Below are 21,622 nucleotides of genomic sequence, written 5' to 3'. Positions count from 1 at the left end.
ACTGGCCCCGACCCTGGAAAAGCCGGGCAAAAGTAAGAACGCGCGAGTGAGGCGCCACTGGAGCTTTTGGATCAGTCCTCCTGGAGCGTCCAGTGCCGCGCAGTACCGCTGGGACTACCGTTCGGCACGGACACTGCTTGCCCGGGCGCGAGCCGGCGCATGGAGGTCTTCCCCAGCACCACGTCCACCATCTTCCGCACCCGCGTCCAGACGCTCTCCTGGACGTAGGGCACTCCGTACTTCTCACACAGCGCCCGCACCTTCGGCTGGACCTCGCGGTACTTCAGCATCGGCAGGTCCGGCCACAGGTGGTGTTCGATCTGGTAGTTCAGCCACAGGTGCGCGAAGTCGTTCAGGTCTCCGCCCGTGCGGTAGTTCGCGCTCCCCACCACCTGCTGCACGTAGCGCGCACCCCGGCTCTCGGGCGGCCCGTCGAAGCGATACAGATCCTCGCCCGTGTGGTTGGGCCCCACCACGAGGAAGGTGTGCAGGCTCGTGAGCACATCCGCCAGCACCGAGTTGCACAGCACGCTGAACGCCGCCCACAGGCCCAGCGGCAGGAACACCGCCGGCAAGAGCAGGAAGTGGAACGCGGCGTAGGGCACATAGCACTTCGTCACCAACTCCCACCGCTCGGCCCGCGTGAGTGATGAGCCCTCCCGGCGGCCCTTGCGGCGCAGCGCGCTCAGCGTCTCCGGCGCGTAGTAGCTGGCCCGCCACGTCAGCGCGAGCAGCCCCAGGAGCACATAGCGCAGCGCCAGCGGACGGCGCGTGTCTCGCAGCGTGCCCTCGGCGTTGCGCTCGAGCAGATCCGGATCCGCCTCCTCGCCCGTGTGCGAGTGGTGCAGCACGTTGTGCTCGAAGATCCACGCGTCCGGCAGCATCCAGTCCAGCCAGTCCAGGAAGCGGCGCCCGCCTCGCGCGAAGCCCTTGCCCGTGCGCGACACGGGCATGCCCGGCACCCGGTCATACCCCCGGTGCCCCACGTGGTGCATGAGCAGCCACCGCGTCGAGCGCCCCAGGCTTAGCGCCGCGGCGCTCAGCGGGTTGGGAGCCAGCCAGCACGTGGCCACTCCCAGCAGCGTGGCCAGCCGCCCCCAGCGCTCGATCTTGCGCAGGTGCGCCGCGTCTGCTTCCCCGAGCGAGGCATCCATCTCCTCGCGCAGCGCCTTCAGCTCACGCTGGAAGGACTCGACATCCACGGTGGACGGCTCAAAGACGCGGTGCGCAAGAGACATGCTGGGGTGCTCGGGCCGAGGGTGCGCCGTGAAGCCTACCAGCGTTCTTCGCCTTCACGTCTGGGTGCTGTTGAAACTTCCCTACCAGCGATCCTTGTCGGACTTGGGCGCCAGCGGGGAGGGCGGGGCGGCGACACCGTTGACGGTCATGCCGCCGTGCATGAACACCGGCGCGCTCTGCATGAAAGCGGCGGGGAAGCCGAGCACCGGCTTGGAGGGCTCGTCCAGGGCCGCCACTTGCTGCGGCGTCAGCTTCACTTCCAGCGCGCCCAGGTTGTTGTCGAGCTGCTCCAGGGTGCGCGCGCCGATGATGGTGGACGTCACGCCCGGCCGGTTCTGCACCCACGCCAGCGCCACGCGGGCCACGGTGGTGTTCTGCTCCTTCGCCACCTTCTGCAGCACGTCGATGATGGAGTAGGCCTTCTCGCCCAGCACGCCCTCCACCCTGACGCCGCGGTCCGCCTTCACCTTGCCCGCGTTCTCGCGCGTGTACTTGCCGCTGAGCACTCCGCTCTTGAGCGGCGACCACGGGGTGATGCCCAGCCCCAGCTCGCGCGCCATGGGGACCAGCTCCCCCTCTACCGTGCGCTCCATCAGCGAGTATTCGATCTGCAGCGCCACCAGCGGTGACCAGCCCTTGAAGCCCGCCAGCAGCTGGGCCTGCGCCACCTTCCACGCCGGCGTGTCCGAGAAGCCGAGGTAGCGGACCTTGCCCGCCCGCACCAGATCATCCAGCGCACGCATCGTCTCCTCGATGGGCGTGTGCATGTCCATCGCATGCATCCAGTACAGATCGATGTAGTCCGTCTGCAGCCGGCGCAGGGACTCCTCGCACGCGGCCATCAGGGACTTGCGCCCCGCGCCGCCACCGTTGGGATCACCCGGGAAGAGGTTGGTGTAGAACTTGGTGGCGATGACCACGCGGTGGCGCTTGCTCGGCGTCTTGCCCAGGTGGTCGCCGATGATCTTCTCCGAGTGCCCCAGCGTGTAAGCGTTCGCGGTGTCGATGAAGTTGCCCCCGCGCTCGATGAAGCGATCCATGATGGCGTTGGAGGCCTCGACACTGCTGCCCCAACCGAGCTCCTCGCCGAACGTCATCGCCCCGAGGCAGAAGGGGCTGACACGCAGGCCGGAGCGGCCGAGGGTGACATAACTATTGAGAGACATGGGAACTCCCTGGGATGGGGTTGAGGGGCGCAGATCGCTAGCGTGCTCCAGAAGCGCCCGCCACCTTACCGAAGCCAGAAGTTGAATCGAGCGCTCCGCTTGCGTCAGATAGGTGCACAACTCATGAGGAGCCGGGATGAGGCTTGCGCTGGGAGCAGTTCTGGTCGTGTTGGGAGCGGGGTGTGCCCACTCCCCTGAGAAGGCCGAGCCGGGGCCGCGGCAGGCCGCGCGCGCGCAGGAGCTGTCGGCCCAGGCCGAGAAGTCCTATCGCGCGCTGGACTTCCCCACTTGCGCCGAACAGTTCCGCCAGGCAGCCGAGGCCAGCGCCGATGCGGACTCCCGCGCCGAGTCCTTCTATGACGCCGCGAGGTGCACCGCGCTGCGAGGCGAGGCGCCTCAGGCCATCGAGCTGCTGAAGCGCTCGGTCCAGAGCGGCTACTACGATCCGGACACCTTCCAGTTCGATCCAGATTTGTCCTCGCTCCACACGGTGACGGGCTGGGACGAGGTGCTCGCGGGCGCCAAGGCCAACCTGGCGAAGGCGCCGAACCCGCCGATGCCCGTGGGAGTGCTCTCGGGGATTGACGTGTACGGCTCACGCCGCGCCGACCCCGAGGCCGTCCGCCGCCAGCTCGGGCTCGAGCTGGGAAAGCCCCTGGTGCACAGCTTCGCCCTCTTCCACCAGAAGGAGGCGGCGCTGAAGAAGCAGTACAACCTGGCCTTCGCGCAGCTCTCGTTCATCTACTTCTTCGCGAGCGAGAATGCCGGCAAGGCCTTCCTCACCGTCGATCTCGTGGACGCCGAGGACACGCAGCGGCTGAGGTTCCTGCCCGCGCCCTCGGGGCACCCGGCGGATCCCGAGGGCCTCGTCGCCCAGTGGCGGGACTACGAAAGCCACGCCGAGCAGCTCATGCGCAAGGGGCAGATCGACATGGAGACACAGGCCACCTGCCGCGTCGCCAACTGCTTCTTCGGCTTCGGCCACCCCGCGCTGGCGCACTACGAGCCGGTGTTCGTGGAGAAGGTCCCCAAGGAGCAGGATGCGCTGGTCCAGGTGCTGCGTGAGGAGGAGGATGGCGAGAAGCGCGCCGCCGCCGCGTTCCTGCTGGCCTACGCCGCCACTCCTGAGAAGGGCGTGCAGCTGCTCGTGCCGTTCATCCGGGACCCCGACGGCGGGGTGCGCAACAACGTGCTGCGCGTGATGATCGCCACCCAGGAGAAGGCGGACCACCCGCTCGTGGACATCGCCACGGTGGTGGATGCGCTCTCGATGCCGCAGACCTCGGATCGCAACAAGGCCTGCTACCTGCTCAGCTACCTGTTGGACGACCTGAAGCCCGAGGAGCTCCAGGCCCAGAAGGCACCTCTCATCCGGCAGCTCGGCGAGCAATTGGTGACCATGGCCGGCATGCAGCAGCCCATCAACCGCGAGCCGGCAGTCGAAGTGCTCCAGAAACTGTCGGGGGAGAGCTACGAGAACCCCGAGCAGTGGAAGGCCTGGCTCGCGCGCCAGCCGAAGTGAGCCAGCGCTGGGCTCTCCCCGGAAACGGTCGTAGTCTCCAGGCTCCCAGAGCAACACGGAGCCCGTATGTCCGCGACCCCCGAGGTGGCTGATCCCCATGGCCTGATGACGCGCCAGTTCCAGGTGGACCCCTACCCCACCTATGAGCGGCTGCGGAACGAGGCGCCCGCCTACTTCAGCGAGGGTTGGGGAGGCTGGCTCCTCACGCGCTACCAGGATGTGCAGTCGGGCTTCAAGGATCCGCGGCTCTCCTCCGACCGCGCGAGCGCCTTCGGGGCCATGCTCCCCGCGGTGCTCAAGGAGCGGCTGGCGCCCGTCGTCCAGAGCCTCAGCTCCTGGGCGCTGCTCATTGATCCGCCGAGCCACACGCGCATCCGCTCGCTCGTGAACAAGGCCTTCACTCCACGGCTGGTGGAGTACCTGCGGCCTCGCATCCAGGAGCAGGTGGAGCTGCTGCTCGACCAGGCCGAGGCGGCGGGGAAGATGGACATGGTGCATGACGTGGCCAACCTGCTGCCCGTGGCGGTGATCGGCGACATGCTCGGCATCCCCCGAGAGGACGGCCTGAAGCTGCGGCCCTGGGCCAACGCGTTCGCCACCTTCTTCGGCGTCACCAAGTACACGCCGGAGGTGCTGGACCTGCTGCGCACCGGCATCGTCGAGCTGGAGGACTACTTCCGCGGCCTCATCGCCCAGCGCCGCAAGAGCAGCACCCTGGGCAGCGATCTGCTCAGCACCATGATGGCCGCCGAGGATCAGGGCCGGTTCCTCTCCGAGCAGGAGGTGCTGGCCACGTGCTCGCTGGTGCTGTTCGCCGGCCATGAGACCACCACGCACCTGCTCACCAATGGCCTGTACCTGCTGCTGAAGAACCCGGAGCAGCGCGAGGCCATGCTCAGCTCCGAGGAGCAGCTCGCCACCTCGGTGGAGGAGATCCTCCGCTACGAGAGCCCCATCCAGCGCCTCAGCCGCGTCATCACCGAGGACTTCGAGCTGCACGGGCAGCCGCTGCGCAAGGGCCAGAAGGTGTTCCTGATGATCGGCGGAGCCAACCGGGATCCTCGCCAGTTCCCCAACGCGGATCAGCTGGATCTGCGGCGCCAGGAGAACCGCCACATCGCCTTTGGCTTCGGCATCCACTACTGCCTGGGCGCGGCGCTGGGCCGGCTCGAGGGGCAGATCGCCCTGCGCACCGTGCTGCGCCGCTTCCCGAAGATGAAGCTGCTGCAGGAGCCCGAGCGGCTGGCCAACGTGGCCTTCCGCGGGTTCCAGTCCCTGCCCGTGGCCCTGGGGTGAACCCGGGCAGGGACGCTGGTGGGGCCCGCGGATGGCTCAGGACACGATGAAGGAGGCGTTGCCGCTCAGCTGCACCACGTCGTACGTCTGGAGCTGGGCGCTGACGTTCAGGCGCGGGGGCAGCCGGCTGCGCGTGAAGATGCCCACGGTGGCCAGGGCCTGCTCGACCCTCGGCGCCGCGAGGACGGCTCGCGGGATGACGAGGGTGAACAGGAGCGCGCCCGCGTCCGCATCCGGCTCGAGCGTGATGGTCACCAGCGTGCCGATCTCCGTCTTCTCCACGCGGATCTCATCCCCGCGAGCGTGCACCTCGTGGTTGCGGTCCTTGTAGTCCATCAGCGGCTGGCCCGTGATGCTGGTGGCCGAGAAGCTGACGGAGATGCGCCGGTTGTGAAGCTCGAACAGGTTGGGGGCGATGCCCTGGGGGGCAACGGCGGAAGCGGACTGTGCAATCGCTGAATCCATGGAGTTTCCTCGTCTCTGCTGGGTTTGTGCCGCGCCGGGTCAGCGCGCGGTCGGACAGAACGAGTGCGTCCCAGGAGGGTGTGATGCGCGGGGCTTGGCCCAGGGCCTGCGGCGTCAGGCCGCCTGGTCCGCGAGTGGCGAGCGAGCCCGCTGCACTCCCTCGTGGACCTGGATGCGCAGCTTCTCCATGTCGAAGGGCTTCTCGACCCGAGGGTTGCTCACCCGCTCCAGGAAGGAGCGAGCGGACGGCGTGTAGGCCCCGCCGGTGATGAAGACCATCCGCCGGGCTCGCTCGGGCGCCGCCTTCTCCAGGCGCTCGTGCAGCTCCATGCCCGTCATCTCCGGCATCATCAGATCGCAGAGGATGACGTCGAAGTCCCCCCCGGGCGAGGTGAGCAACTCCAGCGCCTGCCGCGAGTTCGCCATCACCTCCACGTGGTGCTCGCGCACCAGCATGCGGCGCAGCGCCGCCCCCACCAGCGAATCATCGTCCACCACGAGCACCCGCCCTCGCGCCGAGCCGCTGGCCTGGGCCGGATGGACCTGCGGCACCCGCTCCGTCTGGCCCCTGGCCGCGGGCAGCAGCACCCGGAATACGGTGCCCCGCCCCACCTGGCTCTCCACCTCGATGTGCCCGGTCATCGAGGAGACGAACGCATGGCACAGCGCCAGCCCCAGCCCGGTGCCCACGCCCACGGGCTTGGTGGTGAAGAACGGATCGAAGATGCGCCCGAGCACCTCGGGCGGCATGCCACAGCCCGTGTCTCGCACCTCCGCCACCACCTGCCCCTCGCCGCTGCGCCTCAAGATGAGCCGGACCTCGTTCTGCTCCGGCTTGCCCTCGGGCAGGGCCTGGGCCGCGTTGATGATCAGGTTGAGGAACACCTGCGCCAGCCGCGCCTCGTTGCCCTCCACGGGGGGCACCTCCGCGGAGTAGTCCCGAATCAACTGGGCCCGCGGGCGCAGCTCTCCGGCCGCCATCTTCGCCGCCGAGTCCATCACCGCCCTCAAGTCCACCGGCCCGCGCGTGTCCTCGTCCTGGCGCGAGAACGTCCTCAAGTCCCGGACGATCCGCCGCACCCGGTCCGCTCCCATCAGCGCCTCGCGCAGCACCTGCTGCATCTCGCGCAGCCGCTCGCGCAGCGGCTCCGGGCCCCCCGCCATTTCCGACAGCGTCTCCGACTCCTCGCAGGCATGCTCCAGGTTGGAGACGATGTACGCGAGCGGGTTGTTGATCTCATGCCCCACACCCGCGGCGAGCGTCCCCACCGCCGCCATCTTCCCCGCCTGGACGAGCTGGGCCTGGGTGGTGCGCAGCGTGCGCAGGTGGGCATCCAGCTCCTCATTGGCTCGGGCCAGCTCCCGGGTGCGCTCCTCCACGCGGTCCTGCAGCCAGCGCTCGCGCTGCTTGAGCCGGCCCACGCGCCAGACGTAGACGCCCGCCGCCACGCCGGCCACCCCCAGCGCGCACAGCACGTAGAACCAGGCCGCCTGGTAGAACCAGGGCCGCAGCGTCACCTGCAGCACGGCCCCGGGCTCTCCCCAGTTCCCCTCGCGATCCAGCGCCTCCACCTGGAACGAGTAGGTGCCCGGCGGCAGCCGCGTGTACGTGGCCACGCGCCGTCCCTCGGCATCCACCCAGCCGCTGTCATGCCCCTCCAGCCGATAGCGGAACGGCACTCGTGGGGCGCCCTCCGGCACGAAGGCGGTGAAGCGGATGTCCAGGTCTCTCTGCCCGGGCTCCAGCTCCAGCTGCTCGGCCAACGGCACCGGTTGGCCCTGGACGCGGAGCTCTTCGATGCGCGGCTGAGGCGCGCGGCGGAGCAACCTCACATCCCTCGGGTCCACCATGACGGCCCCGCGCAGGTTGGCGAACCACATCCGCCCGTCCCGCGTCTTCCACCCGGCGGGCTGAGAGCCGCCATTGCACTCGCCCACCCGCATGCCGTCTCGATCATCGAAGAAGGTGCCGTTCACCCGCTCGCGCTGGCCGTCCGCCACCTCCTCCAGCTCGCGCAGGCTCACGCGCGAGACGCCCTTGTTGCTGCTCATCCAGAAGAAGCCGTCCGCGTCCAGCAGCAGGGTGAAGACGGTCTCATCCGGCAGCCCCTGCGCGGAGGTGATGGAGGAGAAGCGCCCGTTCTTCAGGCGTGACAGGCCGGTGTTGGTGCCCACCCAGAGCGTGCCGTGCGGATCCGCGTACAGGCTCGTCACCGAGTCCCCCACCAGCCCGTCCTTGCTGGTGAAGCGGGTGACGGTGTCGTGAGCAAAGCGCAGCAGCCCCAAGTACGTGCCGAGCCAGATCGTCCCCGAGTCTTCCCGCACCATGGGCATGACGAAATTCGGGGGGACGCCGTGCTCGGGACCGTAGAGGGTGACATGGCCCCCGCTCAGCCAGGCCAGGCCCGCCGAGCTGGCGAACCACATGCCGCCGCCCGGCTCGGAGGCCATGGCCCAGACCTCGGCGCCCGCCGGCATTCCCTGCGCGGGCCCCAGGCGGGTGAAGCGCTCGCCGTCTTGATGGAAGGCGCCTGAAGCCGTGCCCACCCAGAGCGTGCCATCCGCCGCCTCCGCCAGCGTGTAGATGCGCTTGTCCTCCAGCCCTTGCGCCGGCCCCATCCGGGTGACGACGCCCTCCTTCACCCGCTCCAGTCCAACCCCTGTCGAGGCCAGCCACAGCGTGCCATCGTGGGCCTCCAGCACCAACCGGGCGGATTCCAGGGTGGAGCCCTCCGGCTCGCCGAAGGGGACGAAGGGGCCATTGCTCAGGCGATGAACGCCGTCTCGGCTGGTGCCGACCCACACGTGCCTGTCCCGATCCTCGAACAGGGTGCACACCCGCTTGCCCTCCAGCTTCTTGAAGTCCTCGAGGCGGCTGAAGCCCGCCGCGTTGCGCCGAAGCAGCCCCTGCTCGGTGCCCAGCCACAGGTTGCCATCCCGGTCCTCGAGCATCACCCGCACCGTCGCGGCGGGCATTCCCTCCTGCGTGCCGTACCGGGTGAACTGGTCCCCGCGCAGGGAGAGCAGCCCGCCGATCGTGCCAATCCACAGCGTGCCATCCCGCGTCAGCATCAGGCTGGTGACCTCGGGAGAACCACCGGGTGGCAGCGAGACTCGCGACACCGTGTCCCCAGACACCCGAGTCAGCCCCACGGCCGTGCCCACCCAGGCCCCGCCTTCACCGTCCGAGACGACGGGCCCCACGCCGTCCCTCGGCAGCCCGTCCTGGGACGTGTAGTGCCGCCAGGGAAGCTCGGGGGACAGGGGCGCTCGCACCACTCCCTGCGCCGAGCTGATCCACACGGCCTTGCTGTCCGCGGCCATGCCTTGAATGCGCAGGTCCGCCAGGGCTCCCGCCTCCGGAGGGCGGTGCAGCTGCCCTGCCTCGTAGCGCAACACGCCCTGGCTCGTGCCGACCCAGAGCACCCCCGAGGCATCCTCCACCAGCGCGTGGATCTCGCTCTCCCGCAGCTCGGGTGAGGTCCGCCGATCGAAGACGGCGAAGCGCGTGCCATCGAAGCGCGCGAGCCCCTCATAGGTGCCCAGCCACAGGTAGCCGTCGGGCGTCTGCGCGCTGGCGAGGACCGAGTTCTGTGGCAGCCCGTTCTCGCTGCGCCAGCTCTCATGGTTGTACTGGGAGATGCGCCGGTGAGGCTCGAGCGCCACCCCCGGAGTGCCCAGCCCCAGCACCGCGACGAACCAGAGCCCGAGCAGCCCCCTCGCGCTCCACCGCCCAAGTCGCCGCGATCCCATGGAGTACAGAGTGCCCGGCACGGAGGGCCTCCCTCGGCCACACGACTTCATGACAGACCCCTCTGTCACGGTATTCACGGAAGATTATGAATACATTTAATTCCAGTTTATACTCGGAGTTGGGCACGCGGGGCTAGCCTGGCTGCCGAGGAGGAGTGCCACATGAGCGAAGCCGTTCCCATCGCCAAGGGGCGAAGCACCCTCATCGGGTTCTCGACGCCGCGTCACTTCAACCCCGTCTCCTGGCTGGTGCGCCGCGTCACGGGCAGCGAGTGCAGCCACAGCTTCTTCGTGTACTGGGATCAGGACTTCCAGTGCGACATGGTGATCGAGGCGCACGAGCTGGGCTTCCGGCTGATCAGCTGGCCGCGCTTCGTGAAGAAGAACCGGATCGTCGCGCTCGTGGAGCCCACCTATTCGCTGAGCCCCGGGTTCCTCAAGCTGGGCTCGTGGGTGGGCAGTGTCTACGACTTCGGCGGGCTCATTGGCCAGTCGGTGGTCCAGCTCGGACGCTTCTTGCAGCGCAAGTGGCGCAACCCGTTCCGCTCCTCTCGCGCCATGTTCTGCAGCGAGTCCATCGCCCGCTGCATGCAGTGGGCGGGGGATCCGGACGCCAAGCACTTCTCGCCCAAGGAGACGACGCCGCAGGATCTGCTCGTCTTCTTCCGAGGGGCAGGGCGGGCGACGATCCTCGACACCCACCGCTGGAAGTGAGCCGCGGCGGGGGTTCAGCGCACGGCGAGGGTGCGGCTGCGCCAGTCGGCGGAGCTCCACCGCTTGAAGGTGCCCGAGTCGTCGGGCCGCTCGGCGGTCTTCTCGGGCAGCAGCGTCTGCCGCTTGAGCACCTGGAAGGAGGACTTGATCTTCCCCTCCATGAGGACCTCGCGTGCCACCAGCACCCGTGAGCCATCCGGAGTGAAGCCCGCGAGCTCCACGTAGCCCAAACTCGGCTCGGTGGTGGTCGGGGCGAGCATGTCCAGCAGCCACCCCTCTGCCTCCTGGTGGAAGACCCAGAGCTCCGTCCAGCCCTCCAGGAGCTGCACGGCCACGGTGACGGCCGTGCCCTGCGCGGACCTGCGGATGGAGCTGGGCCACACCAGCCCATAGGTGCAGCGCTCGGCGAGCGGTGTCCCCGGAGTCTTCTCATCCGCCAGACGCAGGCAGGTCTCCCCCGGCTTGCCTGGCGTGAGCGCGAGGCTCGGCCCGGCTCCCGGCTTCTCCGGGGCAGGCACGGAGGCCCAGCGAGAGGCCGCCACCCGGACCGCCGCCATCGCGTAGGCGGAGCGGTCCTCCTCGGCCAGCTCCGCTTTCAGCACCCGCGCCAGCTCATCCACGGAGCGCTCGCTCGCCTTCGCGCCCTTCTCGGTCTCGCCGCGGCGGGCCCACTGGAACGCCAGCGCCGCGTCCACCTCGGCCCGGCGCAGGTGGAGACGGTTGGCCTCCCACGCCGGGAGCTGCGCCGCGTCCACCTGCTCCAGCACCGAGCTGCGCCACTCGTCGACGGCCTGGCGCTCCACCGGGCTCAGCGCGGGATTGGTGCACTCGGGCCGCGTCAGCGCGAGCGCCGCCCGGAGCCGCGCCTCCGGAGTTCCTCCCAGCCCGAGCACCCGGCGGAAGGCCTCGCCGTCGTAGCAGAGGCGGGTGCGGCCCTCCTGCTCGATGCTCACCAGCTTCACGCCATAGCTGGCCGCCACGTCGAGGTGGGCCGCCAGGGTCTCGTCATTGGATCTGCGAGAGGAGGCCCGCTTCGCCAGCCGGTCCGCCAAGGTGCCCATGGCATCGAAGAGCTCCGGACCGACCTGTGAGGGGTTCGCCGCGCGCAGCAGCGCCGCCGTGTAGCCGATTCCCAACGCCTCCGAGCCCGGCGTGTCCCGGAGGAACTCCACGATGGCCTGGAGCTGGGGCGCGCTCGTCTCGTCCAGGCGGTAGACCCGGACCTGCTGCTCGCGCACGTAGCCGGGGCGCTCGCGGCGGTGGTCATAGACCTGGAGGAAGCCCTGGCGTTCCCCTCGGACCTCGAGCCACTCGCCCTGCCACAAGGTGGCCTGGCGGGGGGCGGCATCCTGCGGCGCGGCGCGCAGGGGAGCCTGGTCCTGCACCACGAGCGCGATGGTGAGAATCGTGGCGAGCATGGTCCTTACTCCTCCCGCGCCTGGGAGCTGTTGGTGTGCTCGGCTTCAGCCTCGGAGCCGTACTCGGAGGAGGTGTCCCCCGAGCCGGAGCGGTGCGAAGCGGGAGCGCTCGCGGCCTGGGGCTGGCCCAGCAGGTTGCCAGCGAAGAAGCCACCGGCCTGGGGCGGGGCGATGATGACCTGGATCTTGTCGGACAGCTTGTCCGCGAGGGTCTTCTGGATGAGCAGTGGGTTCTTGCTGATGAGGCTGGCGTCCCGAGCCAGCTGCTCGGAGGCGGCCTTGCCCGTCACCTCCACCCGGTAGGCATCGGACTCGGCGAGCTTGCGCCGGGCATTGGCCTCGCCCTCGGCTTCGATCTGGCGAGCCTCGGACTCGGCGCTGGCCTGGGTGAGGCGGCTCACCTTGGCGGCCTCGGCCTCCAGGCGGCGCTGTTCGATCTCCTTCTCCTTGAAGGGGAGGATGTGGCGCATGGCCTCGGCCTTGGCCCTGGCGGCGATGATCTCCTCGCTGGCGGAGGCCTCGGCGGCCTTCTCGCGCCGGACCTTATCGGCTTCGGCGCTCAGCTCGGTCTCCTTGATCTGCTTCTCCTTGAGCTCCAGCGTGTAGCGCATCTTCTCGGCGTGCAGCTCCTCGGCGAGCAGGGCCTCGACGCCGGTGCGGTACTGCTGGGGCAGGTCCACGTTGCCCAGGGTCACCGAGCGGAGAATCACCCCATCCTTCGCCAGCAGGGGGGCGATCTCCTCGGAGATGGCCTTCTGGATCTCCGCGCGCTGGGTGGCGAAGATCTCGCGGACGGTGTGCTGGGCGAAGTGGCGGCGCAGCACGCCATCGATGACGGGCTCGACGAGCTCCTGGCCCACGTCATCCGGCATCGCGGTGGCCAGGGCGGAGACGCGCGCCGGATCGAGCGCGTAGCGGATGCTGACCTCGACGCCGATGGACAGACCCTCGGCGGACTGGAAGGGCGCCTCGCTGTTGGCCTTGGAGCTGCGGACGGACCGGTAGGTCTGGTCCCTGAGACTATAAAGGTGGAGCCGGTGGATGGAGGGCACGAGCAGGGCCCAGCCCTCACGCAGCTCGGTGGCGTTGCCGGTGACGAGGTTCATCCGGATGCCGAGTTGCCCCGGCTCAATCAAGGCGACGGGGCGCGAGGTGGCGGCCAGGGTGACGGCGCCCGTCACCGCCAGCCCGGCCGCGAGGCGGCGACCCTTCTGGGTGAAGATGAACCACCGGATCCTGCTGACCACCGCGCCCACGGCCGCTCGGGCCAGGAAGACGCTCTGCTGCGAGACTTCACTCAACTTCTCTTTGATGTTCATGGTTGTGCTCTCTCCCGTGCGAGGAGGGCAATGCATGAGTGATACCCACCGCGTGGGCGCAGGGCCTCGAAAGTGAGGCGCTCGGTGCGCAGGTGAAACGAGCCGGCACACGCTCGAGCGCGTGGCCGCGCGGACTCACCGCGGTGTGGCCCCAGCGGCTCAGCGGCGTGAGCGGGTGCGTCCGGCGGCACACAGGCGGAGCGAGCGGTTCTGTTAGCCTGCGCCTGTGACCGAAGGGGGGTTCTCGTGCTCTGGATGACCGCAGGGCTCTGTGTGCTGTCACTCGTCGGGACGCTGGGGTGTCCTCACGCCTTCGGCCGGAGAGGCCTGCGAACCGGGCTTCACGTGTCTGCGCCGAAGCGACACGCAGCCGTGGCTGTGCCGACCCGACATGTGAGGCGCCCAACCCGGGTCAGCCCTTGTTGTCCCCGCTCGGAGCCGGGGGGGCGGCGGCGCGCACTACCGTCTCCGCGTTGAAGTCCTCCTGGCTCACCGGGCGGGCGCTCGAGGAGGAGGACAACCGAGAGGTGGCCTTCCGCCAGTACTGCCGGGGCGGGAGCGCCTCCACCTGCGGGCTCGGCAGCACCCGCGGCCAGAACTCGCACTCGTTGAGCCCCAGCTTCTTCACCAGCACCTGCCGCTCCTCATAGAGCCGGGCGGCGCCCGCCACATCTCCCAGCTCCTCCAGCGCCTCCGCGTACCGCTGGAGCGTGGGGATCTGGTTGCTCACGTTGCCCACCGCCCGCAGCCGTGCCAGCGCCTCGTCCGCCCCCGCCCGCACCTGCTCCACCGGCCCCCCCGAGAGCCCGCGCAGGTGCGCCAGCCCAATCAGGCACAGCGGCGCGGCCTGCTCGTCCTTCGTCCCGGAGTTGGCCAGCTCCAGCCCCTTCTCGTAGGCAGCCTTCGCATCAGCCTGGCGCCCAGCCACGAACTCCACATCCCCCAGATACGCATACGCCAGGGAGATGCCGTACAAGGTGCCCTGCTGCCGCGCCAGCCCCAGCGCATGCGTCAGCAGGTGCCGCGCCCTGTCCAGCCGGCCGATGTGGAACTGGTGCCGGCCCGCATAGAAGGTGCCCATGCACAGGTACAGCCCCGTAATTCCATGGGCCTCGGTGAAGGCCAGCAGCTCGGCGCTGCGCTGCACACCCTCGTCCCAGCGGAACTCCGCCTCGGCAATGACGGAGTAATAGAAGGTGGAGGCCGCCATCCGCACCGGGTTGCCCAGCCGCAGGGCGATGCGCGCCGCCGAGGACGCATACTCCCGGGCCTTCTTGAAGTCGCCGCAGTACGCCAGGGACAGCGCGAGGATGCCCTCCGAGTGCGTCTGCTCCACGTGCTCGCCCGCCTCGGCCGCCTGAGCCGCCGCCTCGGTGAGCATGGGCACCGAGGGCCTGAACCGCCCCGAGCCCGACAGCGCCCGCCCCATGATGCTCAGCGGCGCGAACAGGTAGGAGCGCAGGTGCGCCTCCGTCGCCGCGCCCAGGCACTGCTCGCTGTACTCCAGCGCCTTGGGGAAGTTGCCCTGGGCGTAGTACGCCCGCGCCCAGGAGCTGTTGAGCGCCAGCCGCTGCTCCAGCGTGGGGCGCTCGAGCATCGCCTGCCCCAGCTCCAGGTACCGGATCATCTCGGCCGCGCTGCCCAGCAGACAGCCAATGCGCACCAGCCCATGCAGCGCGCGCACCAGCAGCTCATCCCGCTTCGCCAAGGCCCCCTGGGAGCTGGCCACCGTGAACGCCTTGCGCAGGTGCTGGCCGGCGCCGATGGGATCCAACAGCCGGTCCGCCTCGAGCCCCGCCTCCAGGTACGCGTTGGCGGCCCGCAGCGGCTGGCCCGCCTTCTCCCAGTGGTAGCCCAGCGTGCCCGGCGGAGCCCCCCGCTGCTCCAGCCGCTCGCCGATGCGCCGGTGGATGTCCGCCACGTCCTCGCGCTGCTCCTCCGCCGCCAGCCGCTCACGCAGCGTGTCATGCGCGAAGGTGCACCGGTCCCCCGAGACGACACACAGCCGCTGCTGCTCCGCCGCGGCGATGGCGGCCCGCACCTCCTGCGAGGTGAACAGGCCCAGCGCCTCCAGATCGGAGATCCGGAACCGCCTGTCGAACAGCGCGGCCACCGCGAGCACGCACCGGACCTGCTTGTCCAGCCGCTCCAGCGCGCGCCCCACCACCGTGGAGACGGAGTCCGGAGGCCGGTACTCCCCGCGCAGGCGATCCGACAGGCGGATGCGTCCGTCCTGCTCGCGGGACAGATACCCGCCGACCTGCAGGTCTCGAATGATCTGCGCCGTCACCAGCGGGTTGCCGCTGGCCAGGAACGGCACCTGCTGCACCAGCGCCTTCACCACGGCCTGGCTCGCCCCACCGGCCAGCGCCGCCAGCAGCTGGTCGTTCTCCTTGGGGCCGAGCGCGTCCAGGGTGAGCATCTCCAGCTCGCCGGTGCGGGGCAGCCGGGGTGGAGGCCGGGTGGTGCACAGCAGCAGCACGCCCGGCGGCGGTGCCAGGGTGAGCCGCGAGAGCACGGCCAGCGTGCCCTCGTCCGCCCAGTGCACATCCTCCAGCACCAGCACCAGCGGCCGCGCCGCGCCCAGGGTGGTGAGCAGGTGCATCAGCGCCTTGCCCACGCGCTCGGCGCCCAGGCCCTGGACGATGACGCCCTCGTTGCCGCGCTCGGCGCCCTCGGGCAGCAGCCGGTTCAGCTCCGGCACCAGCCGCCGCAGCTCCTGGGCCTCTCCCGCCAGCGCCTGCCCCGCCAGGTAGCGCACGCGGTGCCCGGGCTCGCTGCGGATGCCCATCAGCAGCTCCACCATCTGCCCCAGCGCCTCGCGCAGCGGGGAGTACGGCACCAGCTCGCCGAGCTGCCGGCAGCGGCCGTAGCCCACCATCACCCGCGCGCTCACCTCCTGCGAGAGCAACACCTCGGAGATGAGGCGGCTCTTGCCCATGCCCGCCTCACCCACCAGCATGAGCGCGCGGCCCTGGCGATCGGCCACCGCGTCCACCGCCTCGCGCAGCAAGGCCACCTCGCGCGCGCGCCCCACGAACGGCGCGTCGTCGGTGACCATGTCCGGGGGCAGGGACACCACCCCGTCGCCCGCGTTGCCGTGCAGCAGATCGAAGTAGAGCCCCTTGAGCCGGGCGGCCAGCCGGCTGGCCCCACCGAAGCGGTGGGCCACATCCGGATCCAGCATCGAGTGCACCAGCGCCGCCACCACCGGGGGCACCAGGGGCGCCGCCTGCTCCAGCGGCGTCATCTTCCCCGCGCGCTTGAGCGAGCCCAGCGCCGCGTATGAGGCGTTGTTGGGGAACGGGAGGATGCAGGAGAGCATCTCGTAGAGCAGCGTCCCCAGCGCGTACAGGTCCGCCTTCTCGGTGAAGCGATCCACCGCCCCGAAGAAGCCCTCGGGCGCCATGTACGCCAGCGTCCCGGCGACGGGGCCTCCCTCGTGCGTACGGAAGCCGCTGGACAGCCGCGCCAGCCCGAAGTCCAGCACCTTCACCTTCGGCTCCACCGGATCCGTGATGATGATGTTGGCGGGCTTGAGATCCAGGTGGAGGACCTTGGACTCGTGGCAGTAGGCGAGCGCCTCGGCGATGCGGCGGGTGAGCTGCAGCGCCTCGAGCACCTCCAGCGGCCCCTTCTCCTGCAGGTACTGGCCCAGCACCGCGCCCTGCACCATCTCCATCACCAGGTACAGGCGCCCATCCTCCATGAAGCCGTAGCCGAGCACCTCCACCAGCGAGGGGTGCCGCAGCCGCGTGAGCGCCTCAATCTCGTTCTGCTGCCAGACGAGCTGCTGCGCGGTGATGGACTTCGCCGAGTGCTTGCTGACCTTGATGGCGACCTGCCGCTGCTCCGAGTCCCTGGCGCGATACACCACGCCGAAACCGCCGGAGCTCAGCATGTCCTCGATGACGTAGGCACCCACCAGCGTCCCCGGAGTGAGCGCTCCGGAGACACCCTTCGCGTCACTCTGTTCCGGTGGAGAGGGTGGCATCGTCCTGGAAGGGCCCAAGCATGCCAGCTTGGGGCGGGTGAAAGCGAATGCGAAGCACGGGCCCCAACACACGCGGGGTGCGAGCGACCCAGCCAATTCACTTGATGCCAGACAAACACGGCGCTCGATCTTTCATTGCCAGCCTGGAGCAAGCGGCCTAACGTCCGTTTCACCACTGGTGCGGCCCCTTCGAGACAGGCAGGAGCACGAAGCGAGGCCTGCTCGGTGGCAGCCCGCACCCCAACCCAGGAGAGCCCCGTGGCAGACACCCCCCCGCTCGAGGAGATCGGCCGGGAAGTGCGCAACATCATCGCCAGCGCGCTGAAGCGCCCCGTGGAGCAGGTCCCCCTCACCGCCAGTCTGGAGAGCGGCTTGGGCATCGACTCGCTGGCGATGATCGAGATCAACATCGCCCTGGAAGAGCGCTTCCGCTTCGCCATGCCGGACATGGCCTCGCCAGCGGACGCGAACCTGAAGACGGTGGAAGACCTGGCGCGGTTCGTCGCGGCCCAGCTCACCCGCCAGAAGGGGAGGGTCGCATGAGCTCGCTCAATCTGGAGCTGCGGCACCCGGACGAGCGCGCCGCCGCCCAGCGCACCTCCGAGCAGCAGCGCGCCCACGAGGCCCGCGAGGTGGCTCAGCACTACGAGCACAACCCGGAGATCTTCAGCCTGGTGCTGGACAAGCGCCTGGCGTACTCGACGGGCGTGTTCCTGTCGCCGGAGGAGGATCTGGAGACGGGGCAGGAGCGGAAGTTCGCGCGGGTGGCGGCCAAGCTGAACATCCAGCCCGGCGAGAAGGTGCTGGACGTGGGCTGTGGCTGGGGGAGCCTGCTGCTGTACCTGGCGCAGCACACGCAGGGCCAGTTCCAGGGCATCACCCTGAGCAGCAAGCAGCGCGAGGTGGCGCTGCAGCGCGCGAAGGACTGGGGCGTGGCGGACCGCGTGAAGGTGGACCTCAAGCACGTGGAGGAGCTGAACCCCGCCCCGGAGAGCTACGACGTGGTGCTCTTCTCCGGCAGCATCGTCCACATGCACAACCGGGAGACGATCCACCCATTGGTGGGGCGGACGCTGAAGCCGGGCGGCCGGCTGTTCATCTCGGACTGCTACTTCCCGGTGGAGTCGCGCGGAGACCGGGACAGCAACGCCACGCGCTACATCTTCGTCACCGCGCTGGGCTACTGCCGGCTGCTGAGCCTCTCCGAGGAGCTGAACCTCATCGAGCACGCGGGGCTGGATCTGCTGCACGTGGAGGACCTGACGAGCTCGTACGTGCAGACGCTGGGGTACTGGATCGACAACGTGCGCAAGAACCGCGAGCGGATTGAGGCCATGGCGCCGGGCTTCTCCAAGGTGCTGCAGGGCTACATGACGGTGGCGAAGCTGTCGTTCGCCAAGCGCACGGCCCTGGAGTACATGATCCTGGCCACCAAGGGCGCGCCCAAGGTGCACGTGGCGGGCTGGCCCATCCCGGGGAACGCGAAGTGACGGCGCCGAGGACGCTGGCAGGCCTGCTCCGAGCCCGGGCGCAGGCCCAAGGGGACACGCTCGCCATCCGCTACAAGGAGGGAGATGAGTGGCTCTCCCGCTCCTGGAGCGAGACATGGGAGGAGGCGCGAGCGGTGGCCGCGGCGCTCCACGCCCGGGGAGTACGCCCGGGGGATGGAGTGCTGCTGCTCGTCCCCGAGGTGCGCCCCTCCGTCAGCACGCTGTTGGGCGTGTGGGCGTTGGGCGCGGTGCCCAGCATCCTCGGAGTGCCGTACCGGCTGGCGGACCTGGACGCGTACCTGGAGCAGCTCCGGAGCACGGCGAAGAAGCTGGACGCGAAGGCGCTGGTGCTCTCGGGGGTGCTGGCGGGCATGGCTGGCGAGGGCGGTGGTGAGGGGCCCTCGCTGATCATCGCCGACACGCTGGTGGAGGAAGGCCGGGCGGCCTCGTTCCAGCCCGAGCCGGACGCGGCTCCAGGCCCATGCCTCGTGCAGCTCACCAGCGGCAGCACCAGCAACCCGCGGGGGGTGGTGCTCTCGCATGAGAAGGTGCTGCTGCACATGGAGAGCATGAGCCGCGCCCTGCCCTCTCCCTCGCATGCGGTGGCCGTCTCCTGGCTGCCGCTGCACCACGACATGGGGCTGCTGGGCGGGCTGCTGTTCCCGTTCTTCAACAACTTCCCGGCGCACATGATCTCGCCGCTGGACTTCCGGCAGCGGCCGTTCTGCTGGCTGGAGGCGATGAGCCAGTTCCGAGCCACCATCTGCGCCGCGCCGCCTTCCGCGTACGCCATCTGCATGGCGCTGGCGAACCGGGCTCGGGAGGCGGGGCTCGACTTGAGCGCGTGGGAGGTGGCGATGATCGGCGCCGAGCCCATCTCACCGGAGCTGCTGCGGCGCTTCTCAGCCAGGTTCGCGCCGTGCGGCTTCCGGGCCGAGGCCTTCTTCCCGGTGTACGGGCTGGCCGAGGCCACGGTGGCGGTGACGTTCCCGGAGAAGCTGGCGCCCACGGTGGTGGACCGGGTGGACCGCGCCACGCTGGAGCGCGAGGGCCGCGCGGTGCCTTGCGAAGAAGGCCCGGGCGCGCTGGAGCTGACGGGAGTGGGCCGTCCCATCCCTCACACCGAGCTCCGGCTGGTGGACGAGCGGGACCAGCCGGTGGCGGAGCGCACACAGGGGGAGATCCTCGTGCGCTCGGCGACGCTGATGGATGGCTACTACCGCGAGCCGGAGCTGACCGCGTCCTGCCTCGAGGAGAGCTGGCTGCGGACGGGGGATCTCGGCTACCAGGCGAACGGTGCGCTCTTCATCACGGGCCGGAAGAAGGAGCTCATCATCAAGGGCGGCCACAACCTCATTCCGTCCATCCTCGAGGAGCTCGCCTCCGAGGTGGAGGGAGTCCGGGCCGGGTGCGTGGCGGCGGTGGGCGTGCGCTCCGAGCAGCGGCAGACGGAGCTGGCGTACGTGCTGGCGGAGACGAAGCTGGAGACCGAGTCCCAGGGCGCGCTGGCCGAGCGCATCCGCGAGCGGCTGCGAGCCCACGGCATCACGATTGATCACGTGCTGCTGGTGGCGCCGGGCACGCTGCCGAAGACGACGAGCGGGAAGCTCAAGCGCAAGGCCATCTCCGACGCCATCGCCGCGGGCCAGCTCACCGGCACGCTGGCGTAGAGTCCACTTCCTGCCTTCGGAGGTACCATGCGTCACACGCTGATGTTGCTGCTGCTGGCTTTCTCGGCAGCCTGTGGTTCCACTCCTCCTTCGCCCCCGGACACCACCCCCGACGCGGGGACACCCGATGCGGGCCCACCGGGCGGTGGGAGCACGGATCCCATCTCCGTGCCCGAGAACAAGTGGACGTGGGTGCCCTTCTCCGAGACACATTGCGGCAACGGCACACCCGCGGGCATCGGCCTCAACCCGGCCCCCGGTGGCAGCAAGCGGATCTTCGTCTACATGGCGGGCGGCGGCGCCTGCTGGGACTTCCTCACCTGCTACTCCCTGAAGACCGCTGCCCACGTGGAGGACACCTATACCCAGGCCACGCTCGACTCCGAAGTGCCGGGGCTCACGTCGGCGGGGGTATTGGATCGGCAGGACACCACCAACCCCTTCCATGATGCGCACTTCGTTTACGTCCCCTACTGCACGGGAGACCTGTACACGGGCGACGCGGTCCGCAGCTATGACACCAACAATCCGCAGCGGCAGATGTATCACCGAGGCGCGCCCAACATGGACGCCTTCCTGGCCCACCTCAAGGCCACCTTCCCGGACGCCGAGCAGATCTGGCTGACGGGCAGCAGCGCCGGTGGCTACGGGGCCGAGCTCAACTTCGAGCGGGCCTCCCTGGCCTTCCCCGCCGCGCATGTGGACCTGCTCGCCGACAGCGCCCAGGTCGTGATGCCCGATAGCGCGCGCTGGGCGCAGATCATCAACTCGTGGAACCCCCGCTTCCCCGAGAGCTGTCCCGACTGCGCCCAGAGCTTCCCGGCGCTGATCGATGCCCTGGCAACCCGCTGGCCCGATCGGCGGCTGGGGCTGCTGGCCTACGACAACGACGCGGTCCTCAGCAACTACTTCAACTACTCCTCGGGCCAGATGACCACCGCCCTCAACGCGCTGCTGGCCAACCAGTACACGCACGCCAATACCCACTACTTCGTCCTCTCCGGCAGCAGCCACACCATGCTCGGGAGCTACAAGACGCTGGTGGGCGCGGGCGGCGTGTCCCTCAAGACCTGGGTCAATCAGTGGGCCGTGGGGGATCCAGGCTGGACCAACGTGCGCTGAACGTGAGAGAGCCGCTCCATCCAGAGATCGTGACGTACTTTGATCCGCAGCCGGCTCCGAGCGAGGTGCCGGCACGGCTCGCCAGCCCGTTCGCTCCCGGCCCGCCCCATTCCCTGGCGCGCCGGGCCGCGGAGGAGCTGCAACAGCGCTTGCGCCGCGGCGAGCTCGCGGATGGGCTCGACCTCGGAGATCTCGACAAGCCGGGCCGTGGAAAGATGTTCGGTGTGCTGGTGGTCGCGGGCCCGGATGGCCGCGTGGGCTATCTCCGTGGGTTCTCGGGGATGATCGAGGGCCGCTGGCGCGTCGGTGGATTCGCGCCACCGCTCTTCGATCTGGAGGCTCGCGACGCTTTCTGGCCCGCTGTGGAGGCGGAGCTCCACGCGCTCGATGACCGCCATGCCGAGCTGCTCCAGGGTGCCGAGCCCGTCGCGCTGCGTGCGCGCCTCTCCGAGCT

At 69.5% G+C, this 21,622-nt stretch carries 14 protein-coding genes and 1 pseudogene; 8 read left to right on the top strand and 7 right to left on the bottom strand.

Annotation, left to right across the window (positions count from 1 at the left end; genetic code table 11):
* Positions 1 to 71: 71 nt before the first annotated feature.
* Positions 72 to 1,238: a fatty acid desaturase family protein gene (locus ACJ8AT_RS11890; protein ID WP_407737805.1), complete on the bottom strand. Its 1,167-nt coding sequence runs from the start codon at positions 1,236 to 1,238 to the stop codon at positions 72 to 74.
* Positions 1,239 to 1,319: 81 nt separating this feature from the next.
* The gene (locus ACJ8AT_RS11885; protein ID WP_407737804.1) at positions 1,320 to 2,405 is read right to left on the bottom strand and encodes an aldo/keto reductase; all 1,086 of its coding nucleotides are present in this window, start codon (positions 2,403 to 2,405) and stop codon (positions 1,320 to 1,322) included.
* 136 nt (positions 2,406 to 2,541) lie between these two features.
* Between ACJ8AT_RS11885 and ACJ8AT_RS11880 the strand changes: the two genes are divergently transcribed.
* Together ACJ8AT_RS11880 and ACJ8AT_RS11875 are read left to right on the top strand one after the other, a co-directional pair.
* On the top strand, positions 2,542 to 3,927 hold the full coding sequence (locus ACJ8AT_RS11880) for a HEAT repeat domain-containing protein (protein WP_407737803.1): 1,386 nt from the start codon (positions 2,542 to 2,544) through the stop codon (positions 3,925 to 3,927).
* Positions 3,928 to 3,993: 66 nt separating this feature from the next.
* Positions 3,994 to 5,223, top strand: a complete 1,230-nt coding sequence (locus ACJ8AT_RS11875; protein ID WP_407737802.1) for a cytochrome P450 — start codon at positions 3,994 to 3,996, stop codon at positions 5,221 to 5,223.
* A 36-nt stretch (positions 5,224 to 5,259) separates the two neighbouring features.
* Here ACJ8AT_RS11875 and ACJ8AT_RS11870 read toward each other — a convergent pair whose 3' ends face one another.
* Entirely contained in the window at positions 5,260 to 5,688 is a 429-nt protein-coding gene (locus ACJ8AT_RS11870) for a hypothetical protein (protein WP_407737801.1), read from the bottom strand.
* A gap of 114 nt (positions 5,689 to 5,802) precedes the next feature.
* On the bottom strand, positions 5,803 to 9,441 hold the full coding sequence (locus tag ACJ8AT_RS11865; RefSeq protein WP_407737800.1) for a two-component regulator propeller domain-containing protein: 3,639 nt from the start codon (positions 9,439 to 9,441) through the stop codon (positions 5,803 to 5,805).
* 162 nt (positions 9,442 to 9,603) lie between these two features.
* On the opposite strand from ACJ8AT_RS11865, the gene ACJ8AT_RS11860 reads away from it, so the two are divergent.
* A complete protein-coding gene (locus tag ACJ8AT_RS11860; RefSeq protein WP_407737799.1) occupies positions 9,604 to 10,155 on the top strand; it encodes a hypothetical protein in 552 nt (183 codons plus the stop codon).
* 14 nt (positions 10,156 to 10,169) lie between these two features.
* On the opposite strand, the gene ACJ8AT_RS11855 is transcribed toward ACJ8AT_RS11860, so the two are convergent.
* The 3 genes from ACJ8AT_RS11855 to ACJ8AT_RS11845 form a co-directional block, all read right to left on the bottom strand.
* Entirely contained in the window at positions 10,170 to 11,573 is a 1,404-nt protein-coding gene (locus ACJ8AT_RS11855) for a hypothetical protein (protein WP_407737798.1), read from the bottom strand.
* A 5-nt stretch (positions 11,574 to 11,578) separates the two neighbouring features.
* The gene (locus ACJ8AT_RS11850) at positions 11,579 to 12,892 is read right to left on the bottom strand and encodes an SPFH domain-containing protein (protein ID WP_407737797.1); all 1,314 of its coding nucleotides are present in this window, start codon (positions 12,890 to 12,892) and stop codon (positions 11,579 to 11,581) included.
* Positions 12,893 to 13,304: 412 nt separating this feature from the next.
* Positions 13,305 to 16,886 carry a serine/threonine-protein kinase PknK gene (locus tag ACJ8AT_RS11845; protein WP_407737796.1) on the bottom strand — a complete coding sequence of 1,194 codons (3,582 nt, stop codon included), beginning with the start codon at positions 16,884 to 16,886 and terminating at the stop codon, positions 13,305 to 13,307.
* Positions 16,887 to 17,144: 258 nt separating this feature from the next.
* On the opposite strand from ACJ8AT_RS11845, the gene ACJ8AT_RS11840 reads away from it, so the two are divergent.
* The 5 genes and pseudogenes from ACJ8AT_RS11840 to ACJ8AT_RS11820 form a co-directional block, all read left to right on the top strand.
* On the top strand, positions 17,145 to 17,429 hold the full coding sequence (locus ACJ8AT_RS11840; protein WP_407737795.1) for an acyl carrier protein: 285 nt from the start codon (positions 17,145 to 17,147) through the stop codon (positions 17,427 to 17,429).
* Positions 17,426 to 18,376, top strand: a complete 951-nt coding sequence (locus ACJ8AT_RS11835) for an SAM-dependent methyltransferase (protein ID WP_407737794.1) — start codon at positions 17,426 to 17,428, stop codon at positions 18,374 to 18,376. The genes ACJ8AT_RS11840 and ACJ8AT_RS11835 overlap by 4 nt, the downstream gene beginning before the upstream one ends.
* Positions 18,373 to 20,046, top strand: a complete 1,674-nt coding sequence (locus ACJ8AT_RS11830) for an AMP-binding protein (protein ID WP_407737793.1) — start codon at positions 18,373 to 18,375, stop codon at positions 20,044 to 20,046. The genes ACJ8AT_RS11835 and ACJ8AT_RS11830 overlap by 4 nt, the downstream gene beginning before the upstream one ends.
* A 27-nt stretch (positions 20,047 to 20,073) precedes the next feature.
* On the top strand, positions 20,074 to 21,168 hold the full coding sequence (locus ACJ8AT_RS11825; protein WP_407737792.1) for a pectin acetylesterase-family hydrolase: 1,095 nt from the start codon (positions 20,074 to 20,076) through the stop codon (positions 21,166 to 21,168).
* A gap of 2 nt (positions 21,169 to 21,170) precedes the next feature.
* Positions 21,171 to 21,622: pseudogene (locus tag ACJ8AT_RS11820) on the top strand (RluA family pseudouridine synthase); the annotation flags it as partial.

This window comes from Hyalangium sp. (genome assembly GCF_045802625.1).
Taxonomy (GTDB): Bacteria; Myxococcota; Myxococcia; order Myxococcales; family Myxococcaceae; genus Hyalangium.
This window is presented reverse-complemented; position numbering and strand designations above follow the sequence as displayed.

Coding starts and splice junctions, on each gene's coding strand:
- ACJ8AT_RS11890 (WP_407737805.1), bottom strand. CDS start 1,238: ATGTCTCTTGCGCACCGCGTCTTTGAGCCGTCCACCGTGGATGTCGAG.
- ACJ8AT_RS11885 (WP_407737804.1), bottom strand. CDS start 2,405: ATGTCTCTCAATAGTTATGTCACCCTCGGCCGCTCCGGCCTGCGTGTC.
- ACJ8AT_RS11880 (WP_407737803.1), top strand. CDS start 2,542: ATGAGGCTTGCGCTGGGAGCAGTTCTGGTCGTGTTGGGAGCGGGGTGT.
- ACJ8AT_RS11875 (WP_407737802.1), top strand. CDS start 3,994: ATGTCCGCGACCCCCGAGGTGGCTGATCCCCATGGCCTGATGACGCGC.
- ACJ8AT_RS11870 (WP_407737801.1), bottom strand. CDS start 5,688: ATGGATTCAGCGATTGCACAGTCCGCTTCCGCCGTTGCCCCCCAGGGC.
- ACJ8AT_RS11865 (WP_407737800.1), bottom strand. CDS start 9,441: ATGGGATCGCGGCGACTTGGGCGGTGGAGCGCGAGGGGGCTGCTCGGG.
- ACJ8AT_RS11860 (WP_407737799.1), top strand. CDS start 9,604: ATGAGCGAAGCCGTTCCCATCGCCAAGGGGCGAAGCACCCTCATCGGG.
- ACJ8AT_RS11855 (WP_407737798.1), bottom strand. CDS start 11,573: ATGCTCGCCACGATTCTCACCATCGCGCTCGTGGTGCAGGACCAGGCT.
- ACJ8AT_RS11850 (WP_407737797.1), bottom strand. CDS start 12,892: ATGAACATCAAAGAGAAGTTGAGTGAAGTCTCGCAGCAGAGCGTCTTC.
- ACJ8AT_RS11845 (WP_407737796.1), bottom strand. CDS start 16,886: ATGCCACCCTCTCCACCGGAACAGAGTGACGCGAAGGGTGTCTCCGGA.
- ACJ8AT_RS11835 (WP_407737794.1), top strand. CDS start 17,426: ATGAGCTCGCTCAATCTGGAGCTGCGGCACCCGGACGAGCGCGCCGCC.
- ACJ8AT_RS11825 (WP_407737792.1), top strand. CDS start 20,074: ATGCGTCACACGCTGATGTTGCTGCTGCTGGCTTTCTCGGCAGCCTGT.